Origin of the sequence: Dyella psychrodurans, from assembly GCF_003363265.1 — a bacterium.
GTDB lineage: Bacteria > Pseudomonadota > Gammaproteobacteria > Xanthomonadales > Rhodanobacteraceae > Dyella_B > Dyella_B psychrodurans.
The window spans coordinates 838,463-864,353 of the sequence record NZ_QRBF01000001.1 but is presented as its reverse complement, the minus strand read 5'-3'; the positions used below and the strand labels follow the sequence as shown (position 1 = coordinate 864,353).

23 protein-coding genes are annotated in these 25,891 nt (G+C 61.9%); 12 read left to right on the top strand and 11 right to left on the bottom strand.

Features of this window, described 5'->3' with window-relative positions:
- Positions 1-4 precede the first annotated feature (4 nt).
- Entirely contained in the window at positions 5-739 is a 735-nt protein-coding gene (locus DWU99_RS04010) for a response regulator (RefSeq protein ID WP_233510862.1), read from the bottom strand.
- Between the two features lie 185 nt (positions 740-924).
- On the opposite strand from DWU99_RS04010, the gene DWU99_RS04005 reads away from it, so the two are divergent.
- The 7 genes from DWU99_RS04005 (at position 925) to DWU99_RS03975 (ending at position 7,792) form a co-directional block, all read left to right on the top strand.
- A complete protein-coding gene (locus DWU99_RS04005; protein ID WP_233510860.1) occupies positions 925-2,808 on the top strand; it encodes an AsmA-like C-terminal region-containing protein in 1,884 nt (627 codons plus the stop codon).
- A gap of 117 nt (positions 2,809-2,925) precedes the next feature.
- On the top strand, positions 2,926-4,239 hold the full coding sequence (gene rlmD / locus DWU99_RS04000) for a 23S rRNA (uracil(1939)-C(5))-methyltransferase RlmD (protein ID WP_115476691.1): 1,314 nt from the start codon (positions 2,926-2,928) through the stop codon (positions 4,237-4,239).
- Positions 4,240-4,508: 269 nt separating this feature from the next.
- The gene (locus DWU99_RS03995; protein WP_115476690.1) at positions 4,509-5,048 is read left to right on the top strand and encodes a CYTH domain-containing protein; all 540 of its coding nucleotides are present in this window, start codon (positions 4,509-4,511) and stop codon (positions 5,046-5,048) included.
- Complete coding sequence (gene nagZ / locus DWU99_RS03990; protein ID WP_115476689.1) at positions 5,048-6,049, top strand: beta-N-acetylhexosaminidase; 1,002 nt, start codon at positions 5,048-5,050, stop codon at positions 6,047-6,049. The genes DWU99_RS03995 and nagZ overlap by 1 nt, the downstream gene beginning before the upstream one ends.
- A 9-nt stretch (positions 6,050-6,058) precedes the next feature.
- Positions 6,059-6,610 carry a hypoxanthine-guanine phosphoribosyltransferase gene (locus tag DWU99_RS03985; protein WP_115476688.1) on the top strand — a complete coding sequence of 184 codons (552 nt, stop codon included), beginning with the start codon at positions 6,059-6,061 and terminating at the stop codon, positions 6,608-6,610.
- Positions 6,611-6,672: 62 nt separating this feature from the next.
- Positions 6,673-7,422, top strand: coding sequence for an S-methyl-5'-thioinosine phosphorylase (locus tag DWU99_RS03980; RefSeq protein WP_115476687.1), 750 nt, complete (start codon positions 6,673-6,675; stop codon positions 7,420-7,422).
- Positions 7,423-7,585: 163 nt separating this feature from the next.
- Entirely contained in the window at positions 7,586-7,792 is a 207-nt protein-coding gene (locus DWU99_RS03975; protein ID WP_115477178.1) for a cold-shock protein, read from the top strand.
- 70 nt (positions 7,793-7,862) lie between these two features.
- On the opposite strand, the gene DWU99_RS03970 is transcribed toward DWU99_RS03975, so the two are convergent.
- Both DWU99_RS03970 and DWU99_RS03965 read right to left on the bottom strand, forming a co-directional pair.
- Positions 7,863-9,638 carry an ABC transporter transmembrane domain-containing protein gene (locus DWU99_RS03970; protein WP_115476686.1) on the bottom strand — a complete coding sequence of 592 codons (1,776 nt, stop codon included), beginning with the start codon at positions 9,636-9,638 and terminating at the stop codon, positions 7,863-7,865.
- A gap of 201 nt (positions 9,639-9,839) precedes the next feature.
- Positions 9,840-10,436 carry an IMPACT family protein gene (locus DWU99_RS03965; protein WP_115476685.1) on the bottom strand — a complete coding sequence of 199 codons (597 nt, stop codon included), beginning with the start codon at positions 10,434-10,436 and terminating at the stop codon, positions 9,840-9,842.
- A gap of 82 nt (positions 10,437-10,518) precedes the next feature.
- Here DWU99_RS03965 and DWU99_RS03960 point away from each other — a divergent pair, with 82 nt between their 5' ends.
- The gene (locus tag DWU99_RS03960; RefSeq protein ID WP_115476684.1) at positions 10,519-11,277 is read left to right on the top strand and encodes a YdcF family protein; all 759 of its coding nucleotides are present in this window, start codon (positions 10,519-10,521) and stop codon (positions 11,275-11,277) included.
- A 56-nt stretch (positions 11,278-11,333) separates the two neighbouring features.
- Here DWU99_RS03960 and DWU99_RS03955 read toward each other — a convergent pair whose 3' ends face one another.
- On the bottom strand, positions 11,334-12,395 hold the full coding sequence (locus DWU99_RS03955; RefSeq protein WP_115476683.1) for an NAD(P)-dependent alcohol dehydrogenase: 1,062 nt from the start codon (positions 12,393-12,395) through the stop codon (positions 11,334-11,336).
- A 174-nt stretch (positions 12,396-12,569) separates the two neighbouring features.
- Here DWU99_RS03955 and DWU99_RS03950 point away from each other — a divergent pair, with 174 nt between their 5' ends.
- Positions 12,570-13,523 carry an AraC family transcriptional regulator gene (locus DWU99_RS03950; protein WP_199535693.1) on the top strand — a complete coding sequence of 318 codons (954 nt, stop codon included), beginning with the start codon at positions 12,570-12,572 and terminating at the stop codon, positions 13,521-13,523.
- On the opposite strand, the gene DWU99_RS03945 is transcribed toward DWU99_RS03950, so the two are convergent.
- The 4 genes from DWU99_RS03945 to DWU99_RS03930 all read right to left on the bottom strand — a co-directional run bounded on the left by DWU99_RS03945 (position 13,520) and on the right by DWU99_RS03930 (position 19,638).
- Positions 13,520-14,950, bottom strand: coding sequence for an aldehyde dehydrogenase family protein (locus tag DWU99_RS03945; RefSeq protein ID WP_115476682.1), 1,431 nt, complete (start codon positions 14,948-14,950; stop codon positions 13,520-13,522). The genes DWU99_RS03950 and DWU99_RS03945 overlap by 4 nt on opposite strands.
- A gap of 15 nt (positions 14,951-14,965) precedes the next feature.
- Positions 14,966-16,609, bottom strand: a complete 1,644-nt coding sequence (locus tag DWU99_RS03940; protein WP_115476681.1) for an acetolactate synthase large subunit — start codon at positions 16,607-16,609, stop codon at positions 14,966-14,968.
- Between the two features lie 93 nt (positions 16,610-16,702).
- A complete protein-coding gene (gene xseA, locus DWU99_RS03935; RefSeq protein WP_115476680.1) occupies positions 16,703-18,070 on the bottom strand; it encodes an exodeoxyribonuclease VII large subunit in 1,368 nt (455 codons plus the stop codon).
- Positions 18,071-18,189: 119 nt separating this feature from the next.
- Positions 18,190-19,638, bottom strand: coding sequence for a phospholipase D-like domain-containing protein (locus DWU99_RS03930; protein ID WP_115476679.1), 1,449 nt, complete (start codon positions 19,636-19,638; stop codon positions 18,190-18,192).
- Positions 19,639-19,739: 101 nt separating this feature from the next.
- Here DWU99_RS03930 and DWU99_RS03925 point away from each other — a divergent pair, with 101 nt between their 5' ends.
- On the top strand, positions 19,740-21,677 hold the full coding sequence (locus DWU99_RS03925) for an acetyl-CoA hydrolase/transferase C-terminal domain-containing protein (RefSeq protein ID WP_115477176.1): 1,938 nt from the start codon (positions 19,740-19,742) through the stop codon (positions 21,675-21,677).
- 207 nt (positions 21,678-21,884) lie between these two features.
- Positions 21,885-22,697, top strand: coding sequence for an HD-GYP domain-containing protein (locus DWU99_RS03920; protein ID WP_115476678.1), 813 nt, complete (start codon positions 21,885-21,887; stop codon positions 22,695-22,697).
- On the opposite strand, the gene aat is transcribed toward DWU99_RS03920, so the two are convergent.
- From aat to trxB, 3 genes are all read right to left on the bottom strand, one after another.
- The gene (gene aat, locus DWU99_RS03915; RefSeq protein WP_115476677.1) at positions 22,681-23,430 is read right to left on the bottom strand and encodes a leucyl/phenylalanyl-tRNA--protein transferase; all 750 of its coding nucleotides are present in this window, start codon (positions 23,428-23,430) and stop codon (positions 22,681-22,683) included. The two genes, DWU99_RS03920 and aat, sit on opposite strands and share 17 nt — an antisense overlap.
- On the bottom strand, positions 23,427-24,563 hold the full coding sequence (locus DWU99_RS03910; RefSeq protein WP_115476676.1) for a GNAT family N-acetyltransferase: 1,137 nt from the start codon (positions 24,561-24,563) through the stop codon (positions 23,427-23,429). Before DWU99_RS03910 ends, aat begins: the two co-directional genes overlap by 4 nt.
- A gap of 61 nt (positions 24,564-24,624) precedes the next feature.
- The gene (gene trxB, locus DWU99_RS03905; RefSeq protein WP_115476675.1) at positions 24,625-25,587 is read right to left on the bottom strand and encodes a thioredoxin-disulfide reductase; all 963 of its coding nucleotides are present in this window, start codon (positions 25,585-25,587) and stop codon (positions 24,625-24,627) included.
- 24 nt (positions 25,588-25,611) lie between these two features.
- Between trxB and DWU99_RS20960 the strand changes: the two genes are divergently transcribed.
- Positions 25,612-25,779 (top strand): hypothetical protein, encoded by a 168-nt coding sequence (locus DWU99_RS20960; RefSeq protein ID WP_158543230.1) that lies wholly within the window; start codon positions 25,612-25,614, stop codon positions 25,777-25,779.
- Positions 25,780-25,891: the final 112 nt, after the last annotated feature.

Genomic DNA, 25,891 nt, shown 5'->3' with positions numbered 1-25,891 from the left:
GTCGTCACCGCGCTTCGAGCGCTTCGATGGTTTGGCGCAGCGATTGACGAAAATCCGCCAAAGGCAGCATCGCCCCTTGATGGGCCAGCTTCAGATGTTGCTGCAGCGACATGACGTGTTCGGCCAGCGACGATGCGCCGCAGAATCCGCACGACGAGCGCAACTTGTGCAACCTGGCCTCAAAGGCGCCTGCGTCCGAGCTGAGATCGTCCAGTTGCTCATAGATCGCGGCCAGTTCCTGCCGGAAAAGACCGCGCAAGGCCTGAACCACGACCGGCGTGCCGGCGGTTTTCAGCGCAAGGCCGTCGTCCAGCACGGGCACATGCTGTCGATCGATGGTTGCCAGCTTCAGGATGTTCTGCAGGTCCTGCAACGAGCACGGCTTGAGCAGCACTCCGTGGAATCCCGCCGCTAGCAAGGCGCGTTGGTCGTTGGCGTCCAATTCCGCACTGCTCGCGACGGCCGGGCTACATGCCGAACGGGCGGTCGGATCGTTGCGCAAGGCGGTCAGCACGCCGATGGCGTCCGTGTCGGGCATGCGGCAATCGAGCAGCAGGAGGTCGAATGCTTCACTCCGCGCCTGTTCCAGTGCGGAGTGGCCATCGATGCCGAGCGCTACCCTTGCTCCCAGCTGTCGCAGGCCGTCTCCCAGAAAACAACGGCTGGTTGCGTCGTCGTCGGCCACCAGCACGTAGGGTTGAACAGGAGGCGTGTGGGAATCGTCCGTCATGTACGCCATGGCTGTAGTCCATTTCGTTCAGCTTAGTTTGGCAGAATGGGTGCTCAATGTTCCGTCCATTCAGCCGCCTTCTGTCGTGCCTTTGCGCCCTTTCTAGCCTGCTTTGGGTGATGCCCTCGTGGGCGGACACCGTCGTCGTCGCCAAAAGGATTGATCTGCCCGGGGCCAGCCTGCAAGACGTGCGGATGGATGTCGCCCCCGGCACGGATCCGGATAGCCTCCGGATCCGTCTGCATGCCGGCAAAGCCGATATCCCGGCACTCGGCTGGAAAAGGATCGGGCTGACGTTGGACGGCCGCCTCCAGCGCGATATCCAACTGCGCTGGTTGTTCGACGGCACCGTGCAGCTCGCCGGTGCGCCTGGCGGGGCACTTGGCAATGCCATGCTCAATCTCGTCGTGGATGCCACCGCGAACACGCTCGAGGTCGACGCCAATCAGGGCGCTACGCATATCGCCACCGCGTTTCCGCTGGATCAACCCACGCATGCGCAGATCAACCTGAGAAACCTTCCGGCGAGTTGGCTGCAGGGATTGTTTGCCACGGTCTGGCAGGGACATATCGGTGGCGGAAAACTGGATGCGGATCTTGCACTGGACCTGCGCGATGAAGGCTTCGAGTCGTCAGGGAGCTTCAACGTTACGGATCTCAAGTACGCCACGCCGGCCGGCAATGTGGCGGGCGAAGGATTGGCGGGGCATGCGCGTTACGAGTTCGACGCCACCCGCCATCCTGCGCAGTTGGCATTGAACGGCGGTATACGCGGCGGTCAATTGCAGTTCGGCCCCGTGCTCGCAAGGCTTCCCACGCATGAGGTTGTGCTGGATATGGGCGCCTCCACGGAGCACGGTGGGCTGGATGTCAGCCATCTGCACCTGGACGACTCCGACGCGCTTGCCCTGGATGGCGCGCTTTCGGTCGACGCCAAAGGCAATGTGCAGAAGCTCAAGCTTGACCACTTCCAGGGACGATTTCCCGCAGCGTACGACCGCTACGGGCAGCCTTGGCTGGACAGCGCGTTAGCGCCGAACCTGCACATCGCCGGGCAGCTCGATGGGCATGTCGACTATGCCGGCGATACCTGGCACAGCTTCGCGTTCCACACCGATGGGTTGGACGTCGCTGACAGTGCTGGCCAATTGCAGGCCAACGGTTTGCATGGAGGTGTGGATTGGTCTGCGCAAACCGATAAATCGCCTACCACGTTCGGTTGGAATCAACTGGTTCTGCGCCGCGTAGCGGTAGGCGCTGCGCAGTCGCATTGGCGGAGCCACAATGGCAGTCTGAGTCTGCAGTCACCGCTGGATATTCCGATCTTCAAGGGACACGCCAACGTTACGGCGCTGGACTGGCGGCCAACGGCCAGCAAGGCGCAGCGCCTGAATCTCAGCGCCAACGTGGTAGGTGTGGATGTGACCACGCTGAACCAGACTTTCGGCTGGACGCCCTTCACGGGAACGCTGGGGGGCACGATCTCTTCCATGCAGTGGACGGGCGATCGCTATGCCATGGATGGCGAGCTGACCTTCAAGGCGTTCAACGGCACGGCCGTGCTCAACCACATCGCCGTGCAACAACCGTTGGGCGATAGTCCGGTTGTCTTCGGGGATATCGCCTTGCATCAGCTGGACTTGGCTTCGCTCACCGATACATTCAATTTCGGCAGCATCAGCGGAAGGCTGGACGGTTCGATCGACGGCCTTCAGCTGGTCGGCGGAAACCCGGTCGCTTTCAAGGCATCGCTGCTTGCCCAGGACGGCGGGCGAATCAGCCTGAAGGCTGCCAACAATCTTTCCATCATCACCGGCGGAAGCGCGGCGAGCGGCCTGCAAGGTGCCGTGCTGAAACTGTTCAAGACGTTCAACTACAAGCGAATCGGTCTCCACGGCAGCCTGCAGGGTGGGGTGTGTGCTTTGGGCGGCCTGGATGGCGATGCGGATGGCTACACCATCGTCGAGGGCAGCGGCTTGCCGTTCGTGCACGTGGTCGGCGAGCAGGACAAGGTCGATTGGCCCACCCTGGTCCGCCGGCTCAAGGCCTCCTCCCAAGGTAGCGTGGCGGAACGCTGATCAGCCGGCTGGTATCATGGGAGGCCGTGGACCGCCTCGTGGCTGGTCCCCTCCCTTTCACCCCCTTGCCTTCGCCTGGGTCGTCGCACCCGGGTGGCATGCTTTCCAAGAGTGCTGATGAACGAATTCGAAGCCCCCATTACCGATGTGAGTCACGACGGCCGGGGCGTTGCGCGCATCGACGGCAAGACCGTATTTGTCAGCGGCGCCTTGCTCGGCGAACAGGTGCGATTTCGTATCCGCAAGCGCCATCGCAATTTCGACGAAGCGGAAACCATCGAGATCATCACGCGATCGCCGCATCGGGTCGAGCCGCGCTGCAGTCATTTCGGTCAGTGCGGCGGGTGTTCATTGCAGCATCTCGATGCCGTGTCGCAGATCGAGGCCAAACAGCGCGTGCTGGTCGATAACTTCGCACGCATTGGCAAGGTGGAGCCGGAAAACTGGCTGCCCCCGCTCACCGACGAAGCGTGGGGCTATCGCCGCAAAGGACGCTTGTCGGTTCGATCCGTCGCCAAGAAAGGGCGCGTGCTGGTGGGCTTCCGCGAAGAGAGCAATCCGCGCTTTGTCGCGGACATTCTCCACTGCGATGTCGTGCATCCCGCGCTTGGTCCGAAGATCGGCCTGCTGGGAGAATTGGTGGGCAGCATGGATGCCGCCGCCGATATCGCGCAAATCGAATTCGCTGCAGGCGACGACACGCTTGCGCTGGTCTTCCGTCATCTGAAACCTCTGAGCGAACGCGATCGCACAACGCTGGTGGCGTTTGGTCAGCAGCACGGTTTTGCCATCTACCTGCAGCCGGGCGGCATTAGCAGCGTGCATCCGCTGTGGCCCGAGCATCCGCGCTTGGCGTTTCGCATTCCAGCCGGCGAGGGCGTGGACGATGTGGAGCTGGAATTCCAGCCGCTGGACTTCGTGCAGGTCAATGCCGGCATGAATCGCCGCATGATGGCGCGTACGCTGGAGTTGCTCGATCCGCAGCCGCAGGATCGCGTGCTGGATCTGTTCTGCGGTCTAGGCAATTTCACCTTGCCGTTGGCACGTCGCGTCGCCGAGGTGACTGGCGTGGAAGGCGAGCACGGGTTGGTGATGCGCGCCGCCGAAAACGCGAAGCGCAACGGGATCGCCAACGCCAACTTCCAGGTCGCCAATCTGTTTGAAGATCAGCGAGGCACTGATTGGGCCCGCAAGCATTGGGACAAGGTGCTGCTCGATCCGCCGCGCGCAGGTGCCGACAAGGTGCTGGACTATCTGCCGCATAAAGAAACGGGGCGCATCGTTTACGTATCGTGCCATCCGGCATCGTTGGCACGCGATGCGGGCATCCTGGTGAACCAGCATGGTTTCCGTCTGGTGTCGGCGGGAGTGATGGACATGTTCCCGCATACGGCGCACGTCGAGTCCATCGCTCTGTTCGAGCGACGCTAAGAGCCTGTTTACGGTCTCGGCGTGGCCCGCGCCGGGATCTGTTTGCCTGACGGGCAAAGAGGAACGAAGGCGTGTATGTCGATACACAACTGAGTGAGGACGCCGCCCGGCGGGCAAACAGATCCGGCCCGAAGGGTTGTCACGGTGCGGCCGTCATGCGGCAGCGCAGCCAGGCAAGCGCTGCGCCGCGCACTACCACCTGGCGGCCGCACCGTGACAACGCGGGCTACGCCGAGACCGTAAACAGGCTCTGAAGGTAACATTTGGCGATGGGTATCGAAATCGAACGCAAATTCCTTGTCGCCAACGATGATTGGCGTACCGCTGTTACCGGCAGCATGCCTATTGCCCAGGGCTATCTGGTCGGCGTGCGCGCCTTGCGCGACGGTACGGCGCGTGCGTCTGTGCGTGTGCGCATCAGCGGCGAGCAGGCCTGGCTCAATATCAAATCCGTCGAGCTGGGTATTGCACGTGCGGAGTACGAGGTACCACTCCCATTCGCCGATGCGCAGACCATGCTCGGTACGCTGTGCGATGGTGTATTGGAAAAGACGCGCCACCATGTGTCCGTGGATGGATGGTTATTCGAAATCGACGAATTCCATGGCGAGAACAGCGGGCTGATCGTGGCGGAAATCGAGCTGCCGGCGGCTGACGCGTCGTTTCCTCGTCCGGCTTGGCTCGGTGCCGAAGTCAGCCATCTGCCGCGCTACTACAACGTCAATCTGTTCGAGCATCCCTTTGCGGATTGGAGCGCTGCCGAGCGCGACGGGAGCGATGCGGCGGCCAACCAGCGAGGGAATTCCTGATGCTGCTTATCGGGTTGGCCGGCATCGACGTTCTGCCGCACGAACGCACATGGCTGGCTGCGCCCGGCGTGGCGGGGGTCATCCTGTTTTCGCGCAATTACACCCACCGCGACCAGCTGCTGGCGCTGGTGGAATCGATTCGGGATGCGGCAGGTGAGCATGCCTTGATCGCTGTCGATCAGGAAGGAGGCCCCGTCCAGCGATTCCGCGAGGGGTTCACCCGATTGCCGGCATTGGCCAGGATCGGCGAAGTCTACGACCACGACCCATCCGCGGCGGTGCAACTGGCGGAGGAACATGCCTGGGTGATGGCGAGCGAGCTTCGCGCCAGTGGTATCGATTTCAGTTTCGCGCCGGTTGCCGATCTTGCGCGCGGTAACGCGGCGATCGGTTCGCGTGCCTTCCACGCCGATCCACAGGTGGCCGGCGAGCTGATTCACGCCTACGTGCGCGGCATGCACCTGGGCGGCATGGCGGCGGTGCTCAAGCATTTTCCCGGACACGGCTCGGTGGCGGTGGACACCCATAAGGCGCAGGCGATCGATCCGCGCTCGCTGGATGACATCCGCCAGAACGATCTGCGCCCGTTCGTCGAGGCGTTTTCCGCGCATGCGGAAGCGGTGATGATGGCGCACGTCGTCTATCCCGCCGTGGACGATCAGCCTGCCGGATACTCGCGTCGCTGGATTCACGACATCCTGCGCACGGAGCTCGGTTTTCGGGGCGCGGTGATCAGCGACGACATCAGCATGGCTGCCGCGGGTGTGGCCGGCGGAGTGAGTCAGCGCGTCCATGCACATCTGTCAGCCGGGTGCGACCTGGTGCTTGCCTGTTTCCCGGACGTCGTGGAAGAGGCGATTGCAGCCATGCCCCCTCCCTCCGAAGCGAGCATGCAGCGCGTGGCAACGCTTCGCGGTGCGATCGGCGCGACCTGGGCCGGCTTGCTCGACAATCCTCAGCGCGATCGCTTCGTCGCTCGCGTTACTGCCTTGGATCACTAAGGAATCACCATGAGCCAGACTCTTCCATCGTTGGCTGACGCGCTGGTCCGCGCCGACATCCTGTTCGAGCGGGAAGCACTGGATACCGTGATCACCGCGATGGGGCGCGATATCGACACAGCGCTCGACGGCGAGCGTGCGGTGTTCCTCACGGTGATGAATGGCGCGCTGATGTTCGGCGGTCAGCTGGCGCTGGCGATACGTACGGACCTGGAATTCGACTACGTCCACGCCACCCGTTATCGCGGCGCAACCTCGGGCAGCGATCTGCATTGGTTGCGCGAGCCGGCGGTTTCGCTGCAAGGGCGAACCGTGCTGCTGGTGGATGACATCCTCGACGAAGGGTACACCCTCAAAGCCGTGCGCAATGATTGTCTTCGCCGTGGCGCCAAGCGCGTGCTGGTGGCGACGCTCTGCTGCAAGCGTCACGATCGGCGTGTGGAAGGCATCGAAAGCGATTTCAACGGCGTTGAATTGCCCGATCGCTATGTCTTCGGCTATGGCATGGACTATCACGAGCAGGGACGTAATCTTCCCGCCATCTATGCGCTGAAAGAATAAGGCTCATCGGCTTTTTCATTTTCTTTCTTTTCCAGTTCAAGCTCCAACCATTTGGCATATCCATGACCCATTCGATCGATCTCGCCGTGATCGGCGGCAGCGGCCTCTACCAATTCCCGGGCCTGGAAAACACTTCGCGGCATAGCGTCGATACGCCTTATGGCCCGGCGTCCGGCGACGTCGTCATGGGCGATTTTGCCGGTCGCCGCATTGCCTTTCTCGCGCGCCATGGCGAAAGCCACACCTTGCCGCCGCATCGCGTGAATTACCGCGCGAACATGTGGGCACTGCACCATCTGGGCGCGCGTCGAGTCATCGGCATCAACGCGGTGGGCGGCATTCGCGACGATATGGGGCCGCGCGCCATCGTGGTACCCGATCAGATCATCGATTACACCCACGGGCGCTATACAAGCTTTTGCGATGTCGAGGGTGTCGAGGTCAAACACATCGATTTCAGCGAACCCTACACCGCCTCGCTACGCCAGGCATTGCTCGCTGCAGCGCAAAAAGCCGGCATCGAAGTGATCGATGGAGGCTGCTACGGTGCCACCCAGGGGCCGCGCCTGGAAACCCGCGCGGAGATCGCGCGTATGAAACGCGACGGCTGCGATCTGGTCGGCATGACCGGCATGCCCGAAGCCGCCCTTGCCCGTGAATTGGAGCTCGATTACGCCTGCCTGGCGCTGGTTGCCAACTTCGCCGCCGGCTGCGGCGACGAGGCTGAAATCAGCATCGAGGAAATCTTCGCCCACCTGGCGGCAGCCACCGCCGAAGTGCCGCCGATACTTGCCCGACTGCTCAAAAGCTAAGCAACCCGCCGGGTTCTGTGCATGACCAAACGCATGCGCATATTGCGCTTTTGCTTGAAACATGCAGATACTTTCCCCGTGCCAGGGGGCGGTGGACCTAGGGGTAGAGGTGGTTCTCGCAGCGACTTGGTGCATCCAGTCCTTAGATTCAGAGGTTCACGCAATGCGTTTCGGTACGGTCAAGTGGTTCAACGACGCCAAGGGTTTCGGCTTCATCGCGCCCGAGGACGGTGGGGAGGACGTGTTTGTCCACTTCTCGGCGATCAATGCGAAGGGCTTCCGCAGTCTGCAGGAAGGCCAGCGTGTGAAGTTCGAAGTGACCCAGGGCCCGAAGGGGGCCCAGGCTTCCGGGGTCGAACTCGCAGTCTGATCAACGCGTCGTCATGTAGTCCCGGGAAAGCCTTGCCTCGCGCAAGGCTTTCTCTTTTTGCGCCCGGTTTTCAGGCTACAAACTGCAGTCGCGCCAATTCGGCGTAGAGGCCGTCCTCGGCCAGCAGGCTTGCGTGCGTGCCTTGCGCCACGATGCGACCGCCGTCCATTACCACGATCCGATCCGCGCGCTGCACCGTTGCCAGCCGATGGGCAATCACCAGCGTAGTGCGGCCTTTTTCCAGGCGTTCCAGCGCCTGCTGGATGGCGGCTTCGGACTGCGCATCCAGCGCCGAGGTTGCCTCATCGAGCAACAACAGCGGTGCGTCGCGGAGAATCGCGCGCGCAATGGCAATGCGCTGCCGCTGACCGCCGGACAGGCGCACGCCGCGCTCACCCAACTCCGCGGCGTAGCCGTCTTGCAGCATCTGGATGAAATCGTTTGCTTCGGCGGCACGCGCGGCGGCGTGCACTTCCTCGTCGCTGGCATCCTGCCTGCCGAAACGGATGTTGTCGGCGGCCGTACCGCCGAACAAGACGGTTTCCTGCGGCACCAGTGCGATAGCGCCGCGCAGTTCCGGCAAGGTCATGGCGCGCAGATCGACGCCGTCGAAACTGATGCGGCCGCGCTGCGGATCGTAGAAGCGCAGAAGCAACGCGAAGACGGTGCTCTTGCCGGCACCCGACGGTCCCACCAACGCCACCGTTTCGCCGGGACGGATATCCAGGTTGAAGTCGTGCAGCGCCGGCGCGTCGGGGCGGGTGGGGTAGTGGAAATCGATACCCTCGAAACGCAAGGCTCCGCGTACCGGGCGAGGCAACGCCACGGGATGGGGCGGATCGGCGATGGTGGCTTCTTCGCCGAACAGTTCGCCGATGCGCTCCATCGCGCCGGCAGCGCGCAACACGTCGCCCCAGACATCCGACAGACCCATCATCGAACCGCCGGAGAGCATCGCGTACACCACGAACTGGGCAAGCACGCCGGCGTCGAGTGTTCCTGCCAGCACGTCGCGAGCACCTACCCAGAGCACCAGTGTGATCGCACCAAAGAACAGCGTAATGACCGCTGCGGTAAGTCCTGTGCGCGTGCCGATACGCTTGCGCGCGGTGGCCAATGCGCGCGCAATCGCGCTTCCATAGCGATCGCTTTCAATACCTTCGCGTGCGTAGGCTTTGACGGCCTGGGCAGCGTTGAGCGTTTCGTTGGCGATGGCAGCCGCATCGGCCAGACGATCCTGGCTGGCGCGCGACAGCTTCTGAACGCGGCGGCCGAATATCAGGATCGGAAGAACCACGGCAGGGATCACCAGTGCGGTAAGGCCTGCCAGGCGTGGGCTGGTCCAGATCATGGCGGCAGTCGCACCCATCAACATCACGGCGCTGCGCAGCGCTACCGAGATGCCGGAGCCGACCAAGGCCTGCACGACTTCGGTATCCGTGCCCAGACGCGAAATCAGTTCGCCGACGCGGTTGCGTTCGAAGAAGCTCACATCCAGCCGAATCACATGCGCATAGAGTTTCGCGCGCAACGCGGCGAGTGTGCGTTCGCCCAGCAACGTGATGCAGTAAAAGCGAGCCGCCGTGGCGAAGGCCATCACCAGCGCAACCATGAAAAGTGCCAGGAAGCTGGAGTTGATCGCAGCGGTACTTGAGCTGCGGAAGCCGTGGTCGATCATGTGCCGAACCGCCATCGGCAGCACCAGCGTGGCGCTTGAGGAGATGCTCAGGAACACCAGCCAGCCCACCGCCAGCGCGCGGTGCGGCTTCATGAACGGCCAGAGCAGGCGCAGGGACCCAATGCGGCGGCGTGGCGGTTTGGGGTCGTTGGCTGGCGTGGTGCTCATAGGCTCTCGTCGCAGGGCGGACCGAAACCACATGGGGCTCGACCCATGCGATTCAATTGCGGCAGGTTAGCCGACCAAGAGACCCGGCTGCCCGTAACCCCTATCCGGCTCGCTTCTGAATCGCCCCGTGAGGCAAAGAAAAGGCTGCTCTACGGTGTCGTGCAGCAAACGCCGCCCGCCAGGATCGCCATGGCAGGCCGCTCATTCCAATGCATAGGCTTCGTTCCGGCCACGATTGATATCGCTGATGCGGATCCTGGCTTCGCTAACCCGATCCTGCGGCAATCGCAAATGCAAGGTCACGCCAGCTGTGTCGAACAGCTCCCGTTCGATCTCCGTGCCAAGATCTTTCAGGCGCGCCTTCATGCGCGCGAGATCGGCGAAATCGCAATGCACGCCCAGCCGTGCCATGGCCACGATGGGTAGACGCTCGGCAAGCCGAAGGCATTCGGCGGCCGTCCCGCCGTAAGCACGCGCCAAGCCACCGGCTCCCAGTTTGATGCCGCCGTACCAGCGGGTCACCACGACGACGGCGCGGTCAATGCTCTGGCCTTCGATGGCTTGCAGGATAGGGCGGCCTGCCGTGCCGCCGGGTTCGCCGTCGTCGTTGAAGCGATAGTCCTGGCCGATGCGATAGGCCCAGCAGTTGTGTGTCGCGGAAGGGTCGCTGACTTGCTGCACATACGCCAACGCCTGCTGGGGCGTTTGGACCGGCGCAGCCTGGGCGAGAAAGCGGCTCTTGCGGATGTCCTCGCTATGCCGGCAGGCAGCGACAAGGGTGTGCAGCAGCGGGCTCATGTCGTGCGGATCGGAGGGTGCGAGGCTCTGGGGTGCCTATTGTCGCTTGCGTTACGCTTGGCAGGTTAACGGGGACATACGCATGACGATTTGGCTGTTGGTGCTTTGGCTGGCCGGTTATCTGCTTGGCCGCCTGCGTTGGCGACGCTGCGAGTGGTTTTTCTATGGGCTGGCGCTCCTGCTCTTCCTGTCGGCAGGCTGCGGTCCTCTGCCCGCGTGGTTGCTGGATCGTCTACAAGCTCCCTATGCGACAAGGCCAGACATCAGCTGGGCATCACGCAACGCCATCGTGCTGCTGGGAGCCGGGACCGCGCGTGTCGTGGAAAACGCGCAGGTCGAGCCCACGATTTTTGCCAACGGCCGCATGCTCGAAGCGTACGCGCTTTATCGTTCCTGCAAGCAAAGCGGTGGCGATTGCAAAGTTGTCGTAAGCGGTGGCGATGCCTACCACAACGGCGTCGCCGAGGCGGTCTCCTACGGAAAAGTTCTGCAAGAGCTGGGCGTGGACAGCGCGGACATGGAACTGGAATCGCGCAGCATGAACACGTGGCAGAACGCAGAATTCGTCCGTCCTTTGCTCGACGCCTTTGCTCCGCAGCGCGTGGTGTTGGTGTCTTCAGCAACGCACCTGAATCGGGCGCGCATGTTTTTCGCGCATTTTGGCATCAACGCAACAGCTGTTCGCGGCGACTATGTCGATGTAAGGCCGACATGGATGCCCAATAGTTTGAATTTGACGCTGACGGATCTCGCACTGCACGAGTACGTAGGGTTGCTCACTTATCAGGTGTACAACGCAATGGGTTGGAACGCGCCGCCAAGCAGGAATGGAGCACCTTAAATAGTCATCGACGGGATCGGATGCGCATGAGCGCACCCGATCTCGAAAGGGTGCACTCAAGTTTCGTTTTTGAGCGATGCCAGGTCGATCACAAAGCGATACCGCACATCGCTCTTGAGCATGCGCGCATAGGCGTCGTTGATGTCCTGCATGTTGATCATTTCAACGTCCGCGCTGATGCCGTGCTTTGCGCAGAAATCCAGCATTTCCTGCGTTTCCTCAATGCCGCCGATCAATGAGCCGGAAATGGAGCGGCGACCGAAAATGAGCGCTCCGGAGTGCACCGGCGGCTCGATCGGTTCGACCAGTCCCACCAGCACATGCACGCCGTTCAATTTCAGCGTCGCCAGATAGGGGCCGAGATCGTGCGGGTGGGGCACGGTATCAAGGATGAAATCGAAGTGGCCGGCCACGGCTTCCATCTGCTTCGAGTCGGTGGACAGCACGACATGATCGGCACCGAGTCGACGCGCTTCCTGTTCCTTGCCGGGCGTGCGGGTGAACAAGGTGACGTCCGCGCCCATCGCCTTGGCGAATTTCAGTCCCATATGGCCCAGTCCGCCGAGGCCGATCACGGCGACTTTCTGGCCTTTGCCGATTTTCCAGTGACGCAGCGGCGACCACGTGGTGATACCCGCGCAAAGCAGCGGTGCGGCGGATTTCGGATCGAGCCCATCGGGAATGCGGAGCACGAACTTGTCGGATACCAGGATGCGTTCGGAATAGCCGCCGTAGTTGGGCCGCTGATCGTGGCGGTCGACGCTGTTGTAGGTGAACGTGGGGAATTCCTTGCAGTACTGCTCCAGACCTTGTGCGCAGGCTTCGCAGTGCCGGCACGAATCCACCATGCAGCCGACGCCGACCATGTCTCCGGGCTTGAACGCGGTGACGTCGGTGCCAACCGAGGCGACGCGGCCAATGATTTCGTGGCCCGGCACCAGCGGATATTTGGTGCCGCCCCATTCGTTGCGCGCCTGATGAAGGTCGGAATGACAGACGCCGCAATACAGGATGTCGATCACGACATCATCCGGGCGTGGGTCGCGGCGCTCGAACTGGTAAGGGGCCAGCGGCGCGGTGGGTGAATGTGCAGCGTAGCCGCGGATGCTGAGAGACATGCGGATCTCCTGGGGGAAGAGGGTGAACAGCCGGACAAGTATGCGCAGTGCTGCGGTGCGCAGGTAGACGGATTCTGCGAAATGCTTGCCCGATTCTGCAAAATTGGTTTCAGGTACTCGTCATGGCTCGTAGGAACAGGCAGTCTATGGGAGTCCCATTTGGCGTTTTTTCTCATGAATAGTCGACTCAAGCCCGCCATGCCGGCCTCACGTCTGGAACTTGATTGCGAGGAATTGACAGTCCTGGTTGAACAATACGCTCAGGTGGAGGGCGTGACGGCCACTGCCTGGCCTTCGCTCTCGTTCTTTCGAGCCGACTCGCCCAGCGATCGCAGTTGCGCGATGTACGAGCCCTGTCTTGGGGTGTTGCTGCAGGGAAACAAACACATTCTTCTGGGGGACGAGCGCTTCGAGCAGGAAAACGGGAACTACCTGATCAACTCCATCGATGTGCCAGTCACCGCCCAGGTCATGCGCGCATCGCCCCAGGAACCCTGCCTGTGCATCACCCTGCGTCTCGATCCGGTGCGTATCGGCGAATGGTTGTCCGAAGTGAAGTTGCCCAAGCCCGCCGCGGCGACAGCGCGCGGTTTTGCGCTCAGCCCGCTGAATACCGAGCTTCTTGATCCTCTATTGCGGCTGGTGCGCCTGCTCGATTCGCCTCGCGACCTGTCCTTGCTTGCTCCGCTCATCGAGCGCGAGTTGATCTACCGCCTGCTTACAGGCGAGCAGGGTGCGCGATTGGCGCAGATCGCAGTGGTGGGCGGTCAGGGACAACACATCGCGCGCGCCATCCAATGGCTCAAGCAGCACTACAACAAGCCGTTGCGCATCAGTGATCTGGCAAACATGGTGAACATGAGCGCCTCGTCGCTGCATCATCATTTCCGCGAAATCACGGCGATGAGTCCGCTGCAATATCAGAAGCTATTGCGCTTGCACGAAGCGCGCCGGCTGCTGTTGACCGAGGGTTGCGATGTGGCGACAGCGGCGCACCGCGTCGGTTACGAAAGTCCTTCGCAATTCAGCCGCGAATACAGTCGCCAGCACGGCGCACCGCCGTTGCGCGATGTAAATCGCTTGCGACAGGTTGCCGGCGATGCGAGCGGCGCGGTCGATCTGCACTAGATATCGCGGATCACCATCAATCGGATTTCGGTCATGTCCTCGATGGCGTAGCGCACACCTTCGCGCCCAATACCTGAAAGCTTTACGCCGCCGTAGGGCATGTTGTCGACGCGGAAGCTCGGCACGTCGTTGACCAGCACGCCGCCTTGTTCCAGTTCGTTCCATGCGCGCATGGCGTGATCCAGGCTATCGGTGAAGATGCCAGCCTGCAGGCCGTAGTCGGAGTCGTTGACCATCGCGATCGCGTCGCCGATGCGCTTGAACGGTGCCAGCAAGGCGAAGGGGCCGAAGGCCTCCATGCGATTGGCCTTGGCGTCCTTCGGCACGTTTTCCATCAACGTTGCTTCGAGCATGTTGCCTTTGCGCTTGCCGCCGCACAGGATTTTTCCGCCGGCTTTTTGCGCTTCGTCGATCCAGCCTTGCAGACGCTGTGCGGCGGCTTCGTCGATCATGGGTCCGAGGAAAACGTCCTTCTTCTTGGGATCGCCGGCCTTGAGCTGCTTCACGGCATCGACCAGTCGTTTTTTCAGCTCATCGTAAAGGGACTCGTGCGCATAAATGCGCTGCACGCTGATGCAGCTTTGGCCGGATTGATAGAACGCACCGAAGACCAGCCGCTCGATCACTTTGTCCAATCGCGATTTCTGATCGGCATCGACGATGCACGCCGCATTGCCGCCCAGTTCGAGCGTCACTTTCTTATGGCCGGCCCTGGCTTTGAGGTCCCAGCCGATTTGGCCGCCGGTAAACGAAAGCAGTTTGAAGCGGGGATCTTCGACCAGCGGCCCTGCTTGCTTGCCGTCCAGCGTCAGCACGGAGAACGCGCCTTTGGGCAGATCTGTTTCGGCGAGGATCTCGCCGATGATCAACGCGCCAATGGGTGTTTTCTCGGATGGCTTCAGCACGAAGGGGCAACCCGCCGCGATGGCCGGAGCGACCTTGTGCGCAACGAGATTCAGCGGAAAATTGAAGGGCGTGATGAAAGACACCGGTCCCAACGGCACGCGCTTGGTGTAGCCGTGATAGCCGTCCAGGCGCGACGCGAGTTCAAGATTCAATGTTTCGCCGTTCACGCGTACCGCTTCTTCGGCGGCGATGCGGAAGGTCTCGATCAGGCGGGTCACTTCGCCTGCGGAATCCTTGATGGGTTTGCCGGCTTCGACGCATAGCGCCATCGCCAATTCGTCTTTGCGTTCCTCGAAGCGCTTGGCGCAATGCTGCAGCACGGCCTGCCGTGCCCAGGGACGGAAATCCTTCATGGGGCCCGCCGCCTTGACCGCCGCCTTGATCGCTTTCTCGGTCGCGCCCGCATCGGGCACGGCTACGCGCGTAGCAACCTTGCCGCTGTACTTGTCGTAGACCTCCATCATCGTCTTGGAGGTTTGCGCCTGGTTGGCCAGGTAGTAGGGATAGGTCTTGTTGAGCATGGTTACTCCCGAAGATCAGACGGCAGCGCTGAGTCGGCGGATTTCTTCGTCGAGAATGCGGTGGTTGTCGGAATAGTCGATGGCGAGGTCGATCAGATGCACACCCCCTTCGTCGAAGGCGCGTTTCAACGTGGGGAGAAATTCATCGGCGCGTTCCGGGCGATGACCGTGCGCGCCGTGCGCTTCGACGAAACGCACAAAATCGGGATTGCTGAATTGCATGCCGAAGTCGGCGTAACCCATGTCGGCCTGCTTCCAGCGGATCATGCCGTAGGCGTCGTCGCGCAGCAGCAGGATCACCAGGTCGAGCTTCAGGCGCACCGCCGTTTCCAGCTCCTGTGCATTCATCATGAAGCCGCCGTCGCCGCAGATCGCGAGCACCTTGCGATCCGGATACACCATTTTTGCCGCCATGGCCGAGGGTAGGCCGGCACCCATGGTCGCCAGTGCGTTGTCGAGCAGCACCGTGTTGGGCTGGCGCGCCTTGTAGTAGCGCGCATACCAGAGTTTGTACATGCCGTTGTCGAGGCAAAGGACACCATCGTCGGGCATGTATTGGCGGGTGTCGTCCACGATGCGCACGGGGTGCATGGGAAAGCGGGCATCGTCGGCATACTGGCCAAGTTGCGTATGGAAAGCTTTCCGCACTTTGTCGAAGAACGCGAAGTCCCAGTGAGGTTGCGCGGTGAGTGCGTCGGTCAGGCGTTCCACGGTGTGCGCGATATCGCCGACGACCTCGATCTGCGGGAAGTACACCGAATCCACTTCGGCAGACGAGAAGTTGATGTGAATGACCGTGCGCCGTCCGCGATGCATGAAGAAGGGCGGCTTCTCCACGACATCGTGGCCGGCGTTGATGATCACATCGGCCGCATCGATCGCGCGATGCACGAAGTCGCCGGCCGACAGCGCGGCGTTGCCCAGCCACAGCGGGTGGTCTTCATCGACCACGCCCTTGCCCATCTGCGTCGTAAAGAACGGAATGCCAAGCTTGTCGATGAACGTACGCAATGCCACGGCGGTGCGCTGGCGATTGGCGGCAGCGCCGATCATCAGAATGGGGTGCTTGGCGTTGGTGATGGCTTCGGCCGCCTGCACCAGCGCGGCGTCGTCGGGCGATGGACGGCGTGCGTATTCGGTGGGCAGCAGGATCGCGTCGTCGACATCGTCGCGGGCAATGTCTTCGGGAAGCTCCAGATGCACCGCGCCAGGGCGCTCTTCCTCCGCACGCCGGAAGGCTTCGCGGATGCGGGCGGGAATGGTCGCGGCGGAAACCACCTGCCGCGTGTATTTGGTCAAGGGTTGCATCATGTCGACGACATCGACCAGCTGAAACAAACCCTGCTTGTGCGTGCGGATCGGTTTCTGGCCGGTGATCATCAGCATGGGCATGGCGCCGAGCTGTGCGTAAGCCGCTGCAGTCACCAGATTGGTCGCGCCCGGACCGAGCGTGGAGAGTGCAACGCCGGCTTCGCCCGTCAGTCGTCCCCACGTCGCTGCCATGAAGCCCGCGGCTTGCTCGTGGCGGGTGACGATCAATCGGATCGACGATTCGCGCAGTGCTTCGACAAGATCCAGGTTTTCTTCACCCGGTACTCCGAAGATGCTGTGCACACCTTCGGCTTCCAGCGCTTTCACGAACAAGGTCGCGGCCTTCATGCATCGCCTCCAAGGGGAGATAAGCAGATGCTATATGTACAACAATACTCGATTCGTGCGTGGAAACGTTCAATTCGTGTAAGGAATCGAACGTCAATCGTCGGTAACCTGCAGCGGTAGTTCGCCATCCGCCAGGCGCGCGCGCAGAGGTGTGCCAGCGGAGACATGTTGGGCCGAGCGCAGCACCTTGCCTTGTGCGTCGAACAGAATCGCGTAACCGCGCTCCAGCGTGGCCAATGGACTTACCGTGTGCAGCGCGCGTGCGGTTTGTTGCATCGTGAGGCGGTCGCGCTCCAGCCTGTGTTCGATCGAGCGGCGAAGCTGCACGAATTGTTGGTCAAGCTGGTGGCGCCGCAGCACAAGCTGTTGCCGCGGATGCTGCGCCAGCAGACGTGTATGCGCACGTTCAAGTCGCGTCTTCCATTGCGTGGATTGCGACGGGCGTGCACCAAGAAGACGACGGTGAAGTTGCAGCAAGCGTTCGCGATCGCGCGCCAGGCGCGCTTGCGGACGCTGCGATTGCAAGCGTGCCAACAAGTGATCGATGCGCTGGATGCTTGCTTGCAGACGACGTTCCTGCAGCGCGACGACGCGCTGGCGCAACTGATCCAGATGGCGCCGCAAGGCGAATGCATCGGGCACCAATAATTCCGCGGCCGCCGATGGGGTGGGTGCGCGCAAGTCGGCGACAAAGTCGGCGATGCTGAAATCGATCTCGTGTCCGACCGCGCTGACCACGGGCACCGGACAGGCATGTATGGCCCGCGCGACTTGCTCGTCGTTGAAGGCCCAGAGGTCCTCCAGCGAGCCGCCGCCGCGTGTAAGCAGCAGCACATCGTAGCGTTTGGACGCGGCCGCTTTGCGGAGCATCGACACGATCGCCGGTGGCGCTTCGCGTCCCTGCACGGGCACGGGCAGTACGTCCACTTCGACCAGGGGCCAGCGACGCCCGAGCACGCTTAGCACGTCGCGAATGGCGGCGCCGGTTGCGGAGGTGATCACGCCGATGCGGCGCGCAAAACGGGGCAGGGGGCGTTTGCGTTCGGTGGCGAACAGGCCTTCGGCGTCCAATTGCGTCTTAAGCCGTTCGAATTCGCGTTGCAGTGCGCCTTCGCCGGCCGGTTCCATGTGTTCGGCGACGAGTTGGAATTCACCGCGCGGTTCGTACAGCCCGACACGCGCTCGCATCAATACATGCATGCCGTCGGCAGGCTTGAAGCGCAGCCAGTTGGTCTTGGGTTTGAACATGGCGCAGCGCACCTGCGCCGCACTGTCTTTCAGGGTGAAGTAGAGGTGGCCGGATGCGGGCCGCGCCACATTGGAAAGCTCTCCTTCGATCCACACCAGCGGCAGCGCATCTTCCAGCAGGCCGCGCACCAATCGGTTGAGGGTGCTGGGCGTAAGGATGTGCCTGGGCGGCTGACCGCCGGCACCGTCGCTGAAGTCGTCTGGCTCTTGCATGGAGGCGGGAGACTAGCACGAACGGCTTGGAGAACATCCGATTGGCGGCGCATGCGCAGGTTATTTCTATGTATTGCTATATAAGTTACTGACTTTAATTAGCAAGTTGCTGTAAGCCTTCAGTCGGGTTCGTCGATGCCGCGTATCCGCCGCAGTCGGCGCTGACGCAGTTGCCAGGCACGGAAGCCGGTGTTGACCGCAAACCAGGCCGCGAGTGCTCCGATGGGCCAACCCATAACGGCCGGCCAAAGGATGGCCACGAAAGCGAGCACGGCGAGCAACAGGGCGGTGCCTGTCAGTGTCCCCGTTTCGGTGTCGCCCAGGACGCGCCGTTCGGTCAGCGCGGCTCCCATCGAATTGGCGATACGCAAAGCGCCCGCTGCGGCTCGGCTGGAGCTGCCGCCCATATGTCTGCGCTGTGGAGGACGCGCTTCGCTGCTCAGCACCCGCTCACCGCGTCGGTACCGACGTGGGGCCAGCACGATCTCGGTGGCGTTTTCCAGGTCCTTTTCGTATTGATCGGCCAGTTGCTCGGCAAAACCCGCATCTTCGACGGCCACGTCGATCTCGCGGTTATTCAACCAACTGGCCAGATTGAGATTGGACGAACCCACGCGCGCCCATTGGCCATCCGCTACGGCGGTCTTGGCGTGCAGCATCGAACCGTTCCATTCGAACACACGGATGCCCGCTTTCAACAGCGGTCGATAGCCCGAGCGGGACATGCTGGCGACGACGGGAATATCGCTGGTGCCGGGTACCAGCAGGCGCACATCGACACCGTCGCGCGCCGCCGCGGAAAGCGCCTGCACATATGGCGCGACGCCGACGAAGTAGGCGTCGGTCAGCCACAGGCTGCGACGTGCCATGGCGGCGATCATTTGATCGAGTCGATACATGCCGGCCGTGGCCGGTTGCGTGGCGATGACACGCAGAGAAATATCGCCCGCTGCTTCATGACCGGGCGTCGGCACAAAGGGCAGCGGCGCTCCGCCGGAAGCTGTCCAGCTATCGATAAACGCAGCTTCCAGTCCAGCAACCGCGGGACCGCGCAACGCCACGCCGGTATCGCGCCAAGGCGATATCCGGCGCGATGCGTTGCCGAGCCATTTCGTGCTGATGCACACGCCGGACAGAAAACCCATTCGACCATCGACCACCAATTGTTTGCGATGGTCGCGGCTCATCCATCCCAGCGAATGACCGAACTGCGGAGGATTGAACACCTGCACGTGCCCGCCAGCTTCGCGCAAGGGCTTCCAGAATGAGGAGCCCGACTGACCAAGGCAACCCATCCAGTCGACGATGACCGCAACGAAGACGCCGTCGCGTGCGCGCTCGACCAGCGCATCGCGAAATGCCTGGCCAACTTCGTCGTCGCGGATGATGTAGTTCTCCAGCAGCACGCGCTGCTGTGCACCGCGTATCGCCGCAAGCCATGCTGTGTAGTGCGCCTGCGCGTCGATCAACAGATCGACGGCATTGCCTCCGATCAGCGGTGCGCCGGCAGCGCGGCTCAATGCCTGTTCGGCCAGCAACCGGTTTGGCGTAGGCGAAGTGGTGATCATGCGGTGAGTATATCGATTGGATTTTTCCTATCCGTCGAATCGATAAACGACGCGATGGGAGGGGTGTGCTCAGCCGTGCGCAGTTCTGGCATGATCGGCCCATGTTGCCAGAGCAGCGTTTTACGGATACCGACGCCTGTGCGCAGCTGATAGTCGAGCGGCTGGGTGCGGACCTGCGCGTCGCCGCGCCACTTGGCCTGGGCAAGCCGCATGGCTTGCTCAATGCGTTGTATCGGCTGATGCAGGCCGATACCTGGCGGTCGATGACGCTCTACACCGCGTTGTCGTTGACCCGTCCGCAACCGAAGCCGGGTCTGGAAGCGCGTTTTCTCGGGCCGTTTCTGTCACGCCATTTCGGTGACGATTTCATCGATCCCCAGTACTCGCTGGATGAGGCCCGCGACGCCCTGCCGGCCAATGTTGCCGTGCACGAGTTCTACATGCAGTCCGGTGCCTTGCTCAATTCCTTGAGCGCGCAACGCAACTACATAAGTCAAAACTACACGCACGTCGCGCGCGATCTGGTTGTGCAGGACATCAATCTTGTAGTCCAACTGGTGTCCCGTCATGAAACGCCGGCAGGTGTGCACTACAGTCTGTCGTGCAATCCCGACCTGACGCTGGAATTTCTCGAGCGGGTCAAGGCTGCCGGAAAAGCGCGTCCCCTGTGCGTGGCGGTGGTGCACCCGGCCTTGCCGTATATCGGTGGTCATGCGGAGGTGCCGGAGAATTTCTTTGATATCGAGCTGACACCATCGTCCTCGCCACGGCTGTTCGCGATGCCGCGATTGCCCATCGATCTAGTGGAATACGCGCTGGGATTCCATGCCAGCGCGCTGGTGAAGGATGCGGGTTGCCTGCAGATCGGTATTGGCTCGCTATCGGATGCATTGGTCAAAGCGTTGTTGTTGAGGCATCAGGACAACGTGACCTGGCGCAAGGCGCTGGTCGCGCTTGATCCCCGCGGCGCCACGCATGCGCTTGCCGGTCGCATGGGCGGGCTGGGCACATTCAAGACCGGCCTGTATGGCTGCAGCGAAATGGTGATGGATGGCTTCATGCACCTGGCCAAGGCCGGCATTCTCAAACGGCGCTGCTGGGACAATCTCGCGTTGGAGCGCGCAGCCGCCACGGGCCGTCTCGCCGACGATGTGCCCGGCGGTCACTACTTGCGTGGAGCGTTCTTCCTCGGATCGCGCGATCTTTACGACTGGCTGGAGGTGACTGCCGGCAGCGATCCGGATGCGATCGACATGTGTCGCGTGTCCAACGTCAACCAGCTCTATGGCGACCACCAGGCGTTGGCCATGTTGCAGCGGCGCGGGGCGCGTTTCTTCAACACCTGCATGATGGCGACCCTGTTGGGTTCCGCGGTTTCCGACGGATTGGAAAACGGCCATGTGGTCAGCGGCGTCGGCGGCCAATACAACTTCGTGGCGATGGCGCACGAGCTTCCGGACGGTCGTTCCGCGTTGATGTTGCGTGCCACACGCAAGGGCAAGAACGGTGTGGAGACGAACATCCGCTGGAATTATGGCCACACCACGATTCCGCGCCATTTGCGCGATATCGTGATCACCGAATACGGCGTGGCCGATTTGCGCGGCAAGAGTGACAGCGAATGCATCGAAGCCATGCTGGCCATCAGCGATGCGCGTTTCATCGATGCCCTTGCCGCGGAAGCAAAATCGCGCGGCAAGTTGGCGACGGACTTCAAGATCCCCGACGCCTGGCGTCTGCATCGCCCGGAGACACTGCACGAGGCCCTGGAGCCGCTGGCGCGCAAGGGCGTGCTGCTGACATTTCCCTTCGGCAGCGACTTCACCGAGATCGAGCAGCGCCTGTTGCCCGCGCTTGAATGGCTCAAGTCGTCCAGTTCCAGTTGGAAAGGGCGCTGGAGTTTGCTCAAAGCCATGCTGCGTTCTGGCGAGCCGACCGCAGAGGAACCCGCCGCGCTGGATCGCATGGACCTGCAGGCGCCTGCCACCTTGACAGCCCGGTTACAGCGTCGACTGCTGCAGACAGCGTTGCGGCGTTAGCGATCGCGTCGAAAATTTGACGCGCGCTCCGCGCCGTGCGCGCTGCGATGACGGTAAACGTGCGCACATGACGCGTTATCGCAGTGTATACGTTGTCTGAAATTTCACACCACATGCTGGATGATTTGCGCGTAACCGCACATCGGGCACTGTCATGCCGATGGCAGAATTGGTGTATATCGGACGCGCCCTGGGGGAGGGCAGGTTGTGAGCCTAAGCCCGCAGTTGCGCACCGCCGGCATCTACATTGTGGTTTCCGCGGCATGGATCTGGTTTTCCGGCCATCTGCTGGGAAACCTGGTGCATGATCCGCATCGAATCATCCAATACCAGATTTTCAAGGGCTGGTTCTTTGTGCTGGGCACCGGCCTGCTGCTTTATTGGTTGATCGGTCGCACGGTGCGGCATCTGGAGGATGCGAGCCAGCGGTTGCTCGATGGTCACGAACAAGCCTTGCACGTGCTGGTGGAGGCGATGGATGCCCGCCATAAGGAAACCAGCGATCACTCCGAGCGTGTCGTTCGCATGGCCTTGGGGCTTGCGCGATTGGCCGGGCTCGAAGGCGACGCGTTGCGCGATATAAAGTTCGGCGCCTTGCTGCACGACATCGGCAAGCTGGCGTTGCCTGACGCCATCCTGATCAAGCCCGGCAAATTGGATGAAGACGAAACGCGCCTGATGCGCACGCATCCGCACATCGGCTACGACATGCTGCAACGGATCGATTTTCTGCGTGGGGCCAGTGCCATCCCGTACAGCCATCACGAGCGCTGGGACGGTACAGGCTATCCGCAGGGTCTGGAGGGCGAGGATATTCCGCTCGCAGCGCGCATCTTCAGTGTTGTGGACGTATGGGATGCGTTGAGCTTTCCCCGCGTCTACAAACCGGCCTGGCCGGAGCCGGACGTATTGAGTTATTTGAAAGGCGCGGCCGGAAGCCAGCTCGACCCCAGGCTAGTCCAGTTGTTCCTGGACAACTACGCGCTGTTGAAAACGCTCGCGCTCAATCCGACCACCTGACGGCTTCTGCATGCAGCAATCGTGTGGCTGGCATGGCGGGCACGTTTTGCCAACGGTGCTGATCAAAAGGCCGAGAGCTCAGTTCGGCGACATGGTGCAGAAACACCTGGCGGGGCGTTTCGACTGCACCGAGGCTCAGCAAATGGGGATTGCTCACCTGCGCATCGATCAGCGGAAAATCCCACTCGCGCAGCAGCGCCGCAAGCGCGCACAGCGCCAGTTTCGAACTGCCGCTACATGCACTGAACATCGATTCGCCGCAGAAAAGATGCCCGATGGCTACGCCGTAGACGCCGCCGATCAGACGATCCTCGGACCATACTTCCACACTGTGCGCATAGCCCATGTCGTGCAACGTGCCGTAGGCATCGATCATGACGGGACTGATCCATGTGCCCGCTTGGCCTGGTCGTGGCGCGGCGCACGCTCGCATGACTTCTCTGAATGCCCGGTTGATCGTGACTTGCCACGCGGCGTTCGCCACCGTGCGGCGCAGGCTGCGGTTGGGTAGCAACGTGTCGGTGTGAAACACACAGCGAGGATCGGGTGACCACCAAAGAATCGGTTCGCCTTCGTTGAACCAAGGAAAGATACCGCGGGCGTACGCTGTCAGGAGCCGTTGTGTCGAGAGGTCACCACCGAATGCGAGCAAACCGTTGGGTTCGATCAGCGCCGAGCGCGGATCGGGAAAGCGGTCCGGGGCATGTTCGTCCAGCAATGGTAGGCGAATCATCGTTCGGCGTAAGGCGAGTGGTCGAGGAGTTCCTCGGCATAAGCGTCCATGCCTTCGCGCTCGTGCGCAAGCGCCCGTCGCACCGCCGAGCGGAATCCTTCATGCAGTACATAGTGGCGCGAATGCGTGCGCACCGGCATGAAGCCGCGTGCGAGCTTGTGTTCCCCTTGAGCGCCGGGCTGAAAGCTCTCCAGGCCTTGCGCAATCGCGTACTCGATGCCCTGGTAGTAGCAAAGCTCAAAATGCAGGTCGGGCACGTCCGCCCGTGCGCCCCAATAGCGGCCATACAGCGTGGTCGCGCTGCGCAGGAACAGTGCCATGGCAACGATGTCGTCGCCATCGTAGGCAAGAGCCAGTTGCACGGCGTCGCCGAGTTCGCTGCGCAGGTATTGGAAGAACGCTTCGGTGAGTGCTGCGTGATTGCCCTTGGCATCGAAGGTGGCGGTGTACAACGCATGCACGTCACGCCAGGTTTTGGAATCCAGCTGGGTGCCGCCAAACATGCCAATGCGCAGGCCGTGTTCCGCGACACGTTGACGCTCGTGCCGGATGTTCTTTCGCTTCTTGTGATTCAGCGCGGCGAGAAATGCATTGAAATCGGCGTAGCCGCGATTGTGCCAATGAAACTGCACGTCGCTTCGCGCCACCCATTCGTCGTCGAATGCGGAAAGGTCTGCCTGATCGAGAAAGTTGGCGTGGATGGAAGAAAGCTGCAGGCGCTCAGCTTGCTGCTGCATCGCCTGCACCAGCAGCTTTTTCAGTTCGCCTGCGCGGACCGGATCGCGGCCCGCGAGCAGGCGCGTACCCGGCACCGGGGAGTAGGGCACGGCGTTGAGAAGTTTCGGATAGTACTCGCCGCCTGCGCGTTCCCACGCGCTGGCCCAGCTCCAGTCGAACACGAATTCGCCGTGCGAATTGCCCTTGAGGTACAGCGGCGCCGCGGCGATCAGCGCGCCGTTGCGATACAAACCCAGGTGATGCGCCTGCCAGCCCCAGTCGTGCCGGATACAGCCGGTGCGTTCGAGGCCGGCGAGGAAAGCGTGCGAGAGGAACGGATTGTCATCCGCACGCAGCGCGTCCCAGTCCGCGCTTGCCATGTCGTCGATGCTGTCGTGGAAACGTGCCTCAATCACAAGCGCATGATGCCATCAGAAGTGCCGTTCCGGACCGGGCCAGAACGACACTGATGCGAGTTCAAGCGGCGGGCTTGCCTTGATCCAGCCAGCGCTCGGCGTCCAGCGCAGCCATGCAGCCGAAACCGGCAGAGGTGACAGCCTGGCGATAAACATGATCGGCCACGTCGCCGGCCGCGAACACGCCGGGAATCGAGGTCATGGTGGACATGCCTTCCAGGCCGGTGCGGATCTTGATGTAGCCGTCGTGCATGTCCAACTGGCCTTCGAAAATGCCAGTGTTCGGAGTATGGCCGATCGCCACGAAGAAGCCGGTTGCGGCGATGTCGCGGGTGGCGCCGCCGTTGACGTCCTTCACGCGCACGCCGGTCACGCCGGTTTCGTCGCCGAGCACTTCGTCGATGGTGTGATTCCACACCAGCTCGATCTTGCCGGCAGCGGCTTTCTCGAACAGTTTGTCCTGCATGATTTTCTCGGCGCGCAGCTTGTCGCGGCGATGCACCAGGTACACCTTGCGGCCGATGTTGGAGAGGTACAGCGCTTCTTCCACCGCCGTGTTGCCGCCGCCGACCACGACCACATCTTGTTCGCGGAAGAAGAAACCGTCGCAGGTGGCGCAGGCCGATACGCCCTTGCCCTTGTAGTGTTCTTCGCTGGCGATGCCCAAGTACTTGGCGGTGGCGCCGGTGGCGATGATCAGCGCATCGCAGGTGTATTCGCCCGAATCGCCTTTCAGGCGGAACGGACGCTGCTTGAGGTCGGCGGTGTGAATGTGGTCGTACACCATCTCCGTCTCAAAACGCTCGGCATGCTCGGCCATGCGCTGCATCAGCTCCGGACCCTGCACACCCTTCACGTCGCCCGGCCAGTTGTCCACGTCCGTGGTGGTCATCAGCTGACCGCCCTGCTGAATGCCGGTGACCATGGTCGGCTTGAGGTTGGCGCGCGCCGCATACACGGCGGCCGTGTAGCCGGCGGGGCCGGAGCCGAGGATCAGCAGGCGGCTGTGTTTGGGGGTGGTCATTGCGTTAATCCTTGGAAATTGCTCGTGATTTTCGGTTATTCGCTCGTGCGCCGGCTTTGGTTTCATCCGGGCGACACGATCGATCCGGAAGCCCGCAAGAATGGGGAAGTCGCACCATCTATTCAAGACACCGGCCCGCGAAAGGCGTCGCAGGCATATCGGGAGGTGATGTCTAGGCTTTACGCCGACTGACTGCCGACGGCGGTGTCTGGCGAGTGCAACACGGAATCAGCAAAATCATTGCCGAATCGGGGTTTACGCAAGTTTTTGAACCTGTACCCTGGGGCCTGCTCGCACTCTTCGC

Bases quoted from the DNA above. Each gene is read 5' to 3' on its own strand.
- DWU99_RS04010 (WP_233510862.1), bottom strand. From the start codon at position 739: ATGGCGTACATGACGGACGATTCCCACACGCCTCCTGTTCAACCCTAC.
- DWU99_RS04005 (WP_233510860.1), top strand. From the start codon at position 925: ATGGATGTCGCCCCCGGCACGGATCCGGATAGCCTCCGGATCCGTCTG.
- rlmD (WP_115476691.1), top strand. From the start codon at position 2,926: ATGAACGAATTCGAAGCCCCCATTACCGATGTGAGTCACGACGGCCGG.
- DWU99_RS03995 (WP_115476690.1), top strand. From the start codon at position 4,509: ATGGGTATCGAAATCGAACGCAAATTCCTTGTCGCCAACGATGATTGG.
- nagZ (WP_115476689.1), top strand. From the start codon at position 5,048: ATGCTGCTTATCGGGTTGGCCGGCATCGACGTTCTGCCGCACGAACGC.
- DWU99_RS03985 (WP_115476688.1), top strand. From the start codon at position 6,059: ATGAGCCAGACTCTTCCATCGTTGGCTGACGCGCTGGTCCGCGCCGAC.
- DWU99_RS03980 (WP_115476687.1), top strand. From the start codon at position 6,673: ATGACCCATTCGATCGATCTCGCCGTGATCGGCGGCAGCGGCCTCTAC.
- DWU99_RS03975 (WP_115477178.1), top strand. From the start codon at position 7,586: ATGCGTTTCGGTACGGTCAAGTGGTTCAACGACGCCAAGGGTTTCGGC.
- DWU99_RS03970 (WP_115476686.1), bottom strand. From the start codon at position 9,638: ATGAGCACCACGCCAGCCAACGACCCCAAACCGCCACGCCGCCGCATT.
- DWU99_RS03965 (WP_115476685.1), bottom strand. From the start codon at position 10,436: ATGAGCCCGCTGCTGCACACCCTTGTCGCTGCCTGCCGGCATAGCGAG.
- DWU99_RS03960 (WP_115476684.1), top strand. From the start codon at position 10,519: ATGACGATTTGGCTGTTGGTGCTTTGGCTGGCCGGTTATCTGCTTGGC.
- DWU99_RS03955 (WP_115476683.1), bottom strand. From the start codon at position 12,395: ATGTCTCTCAGCATCCGCGGCTACGCTGCACATTCACCCACCGCGCCG.
- DWU99_RS03950 (WP_199535693.1), top strand. From the start codon at position 12,570: ATGAATAGTCGACTCAAGCCCGCCATGCCGGCCTCACGTCTGGAACTT.
- DWU99_RS03945 (WP_115476682.1), bottom strand. From the start codon at position 14,950: ATGCTCAACAAGACCTATCCCTACTACCTGGCCAACCAGGCGCAAACC.
- DWU99_RS03940 (WP_115476681.1), bottom strand. From the start codon at position 16,609: ATGAAGGCCGCGACCTTGTTCGTGAAAGCGCTGGAAGCCGAAGGTGTG.
- xseA (WP_115476680.1), bottom strand. From the start codon at position 18,070: ATGCAAGAGCCAGACGACTTCAGCGACGGTGCCGGCGGTCAGCCGCCC.
- DWU99_RS03930 (WP_115476679.1), bottom strand. From the start codon at position 19,638: ATGATCACCACTTCGCCTACGCCAAACCGGTTGCTGGCCGAACAGGCA.
- DWU99_RS03925 (WP_115477176.1), top strand. From the start codon at position 19,740: ATGTTGCCAGAGCAGCGTTTTACGGATACCGACGCCTGTGCGCAGCTG.
- aat (WP_115476677.1), bottom strand. From the start codon at position 23,430: ATGATTCGCCTACCATTGCTGGACGAACATGCCCCGGACCGCTTTCCC.
- trxB (WP_115476675.1), bottom strand. From the start codon at position 25,587: ATGACCACCCCCAAACACAGCCGCCTGCTGATCCTCGGCTCCGGCCCC.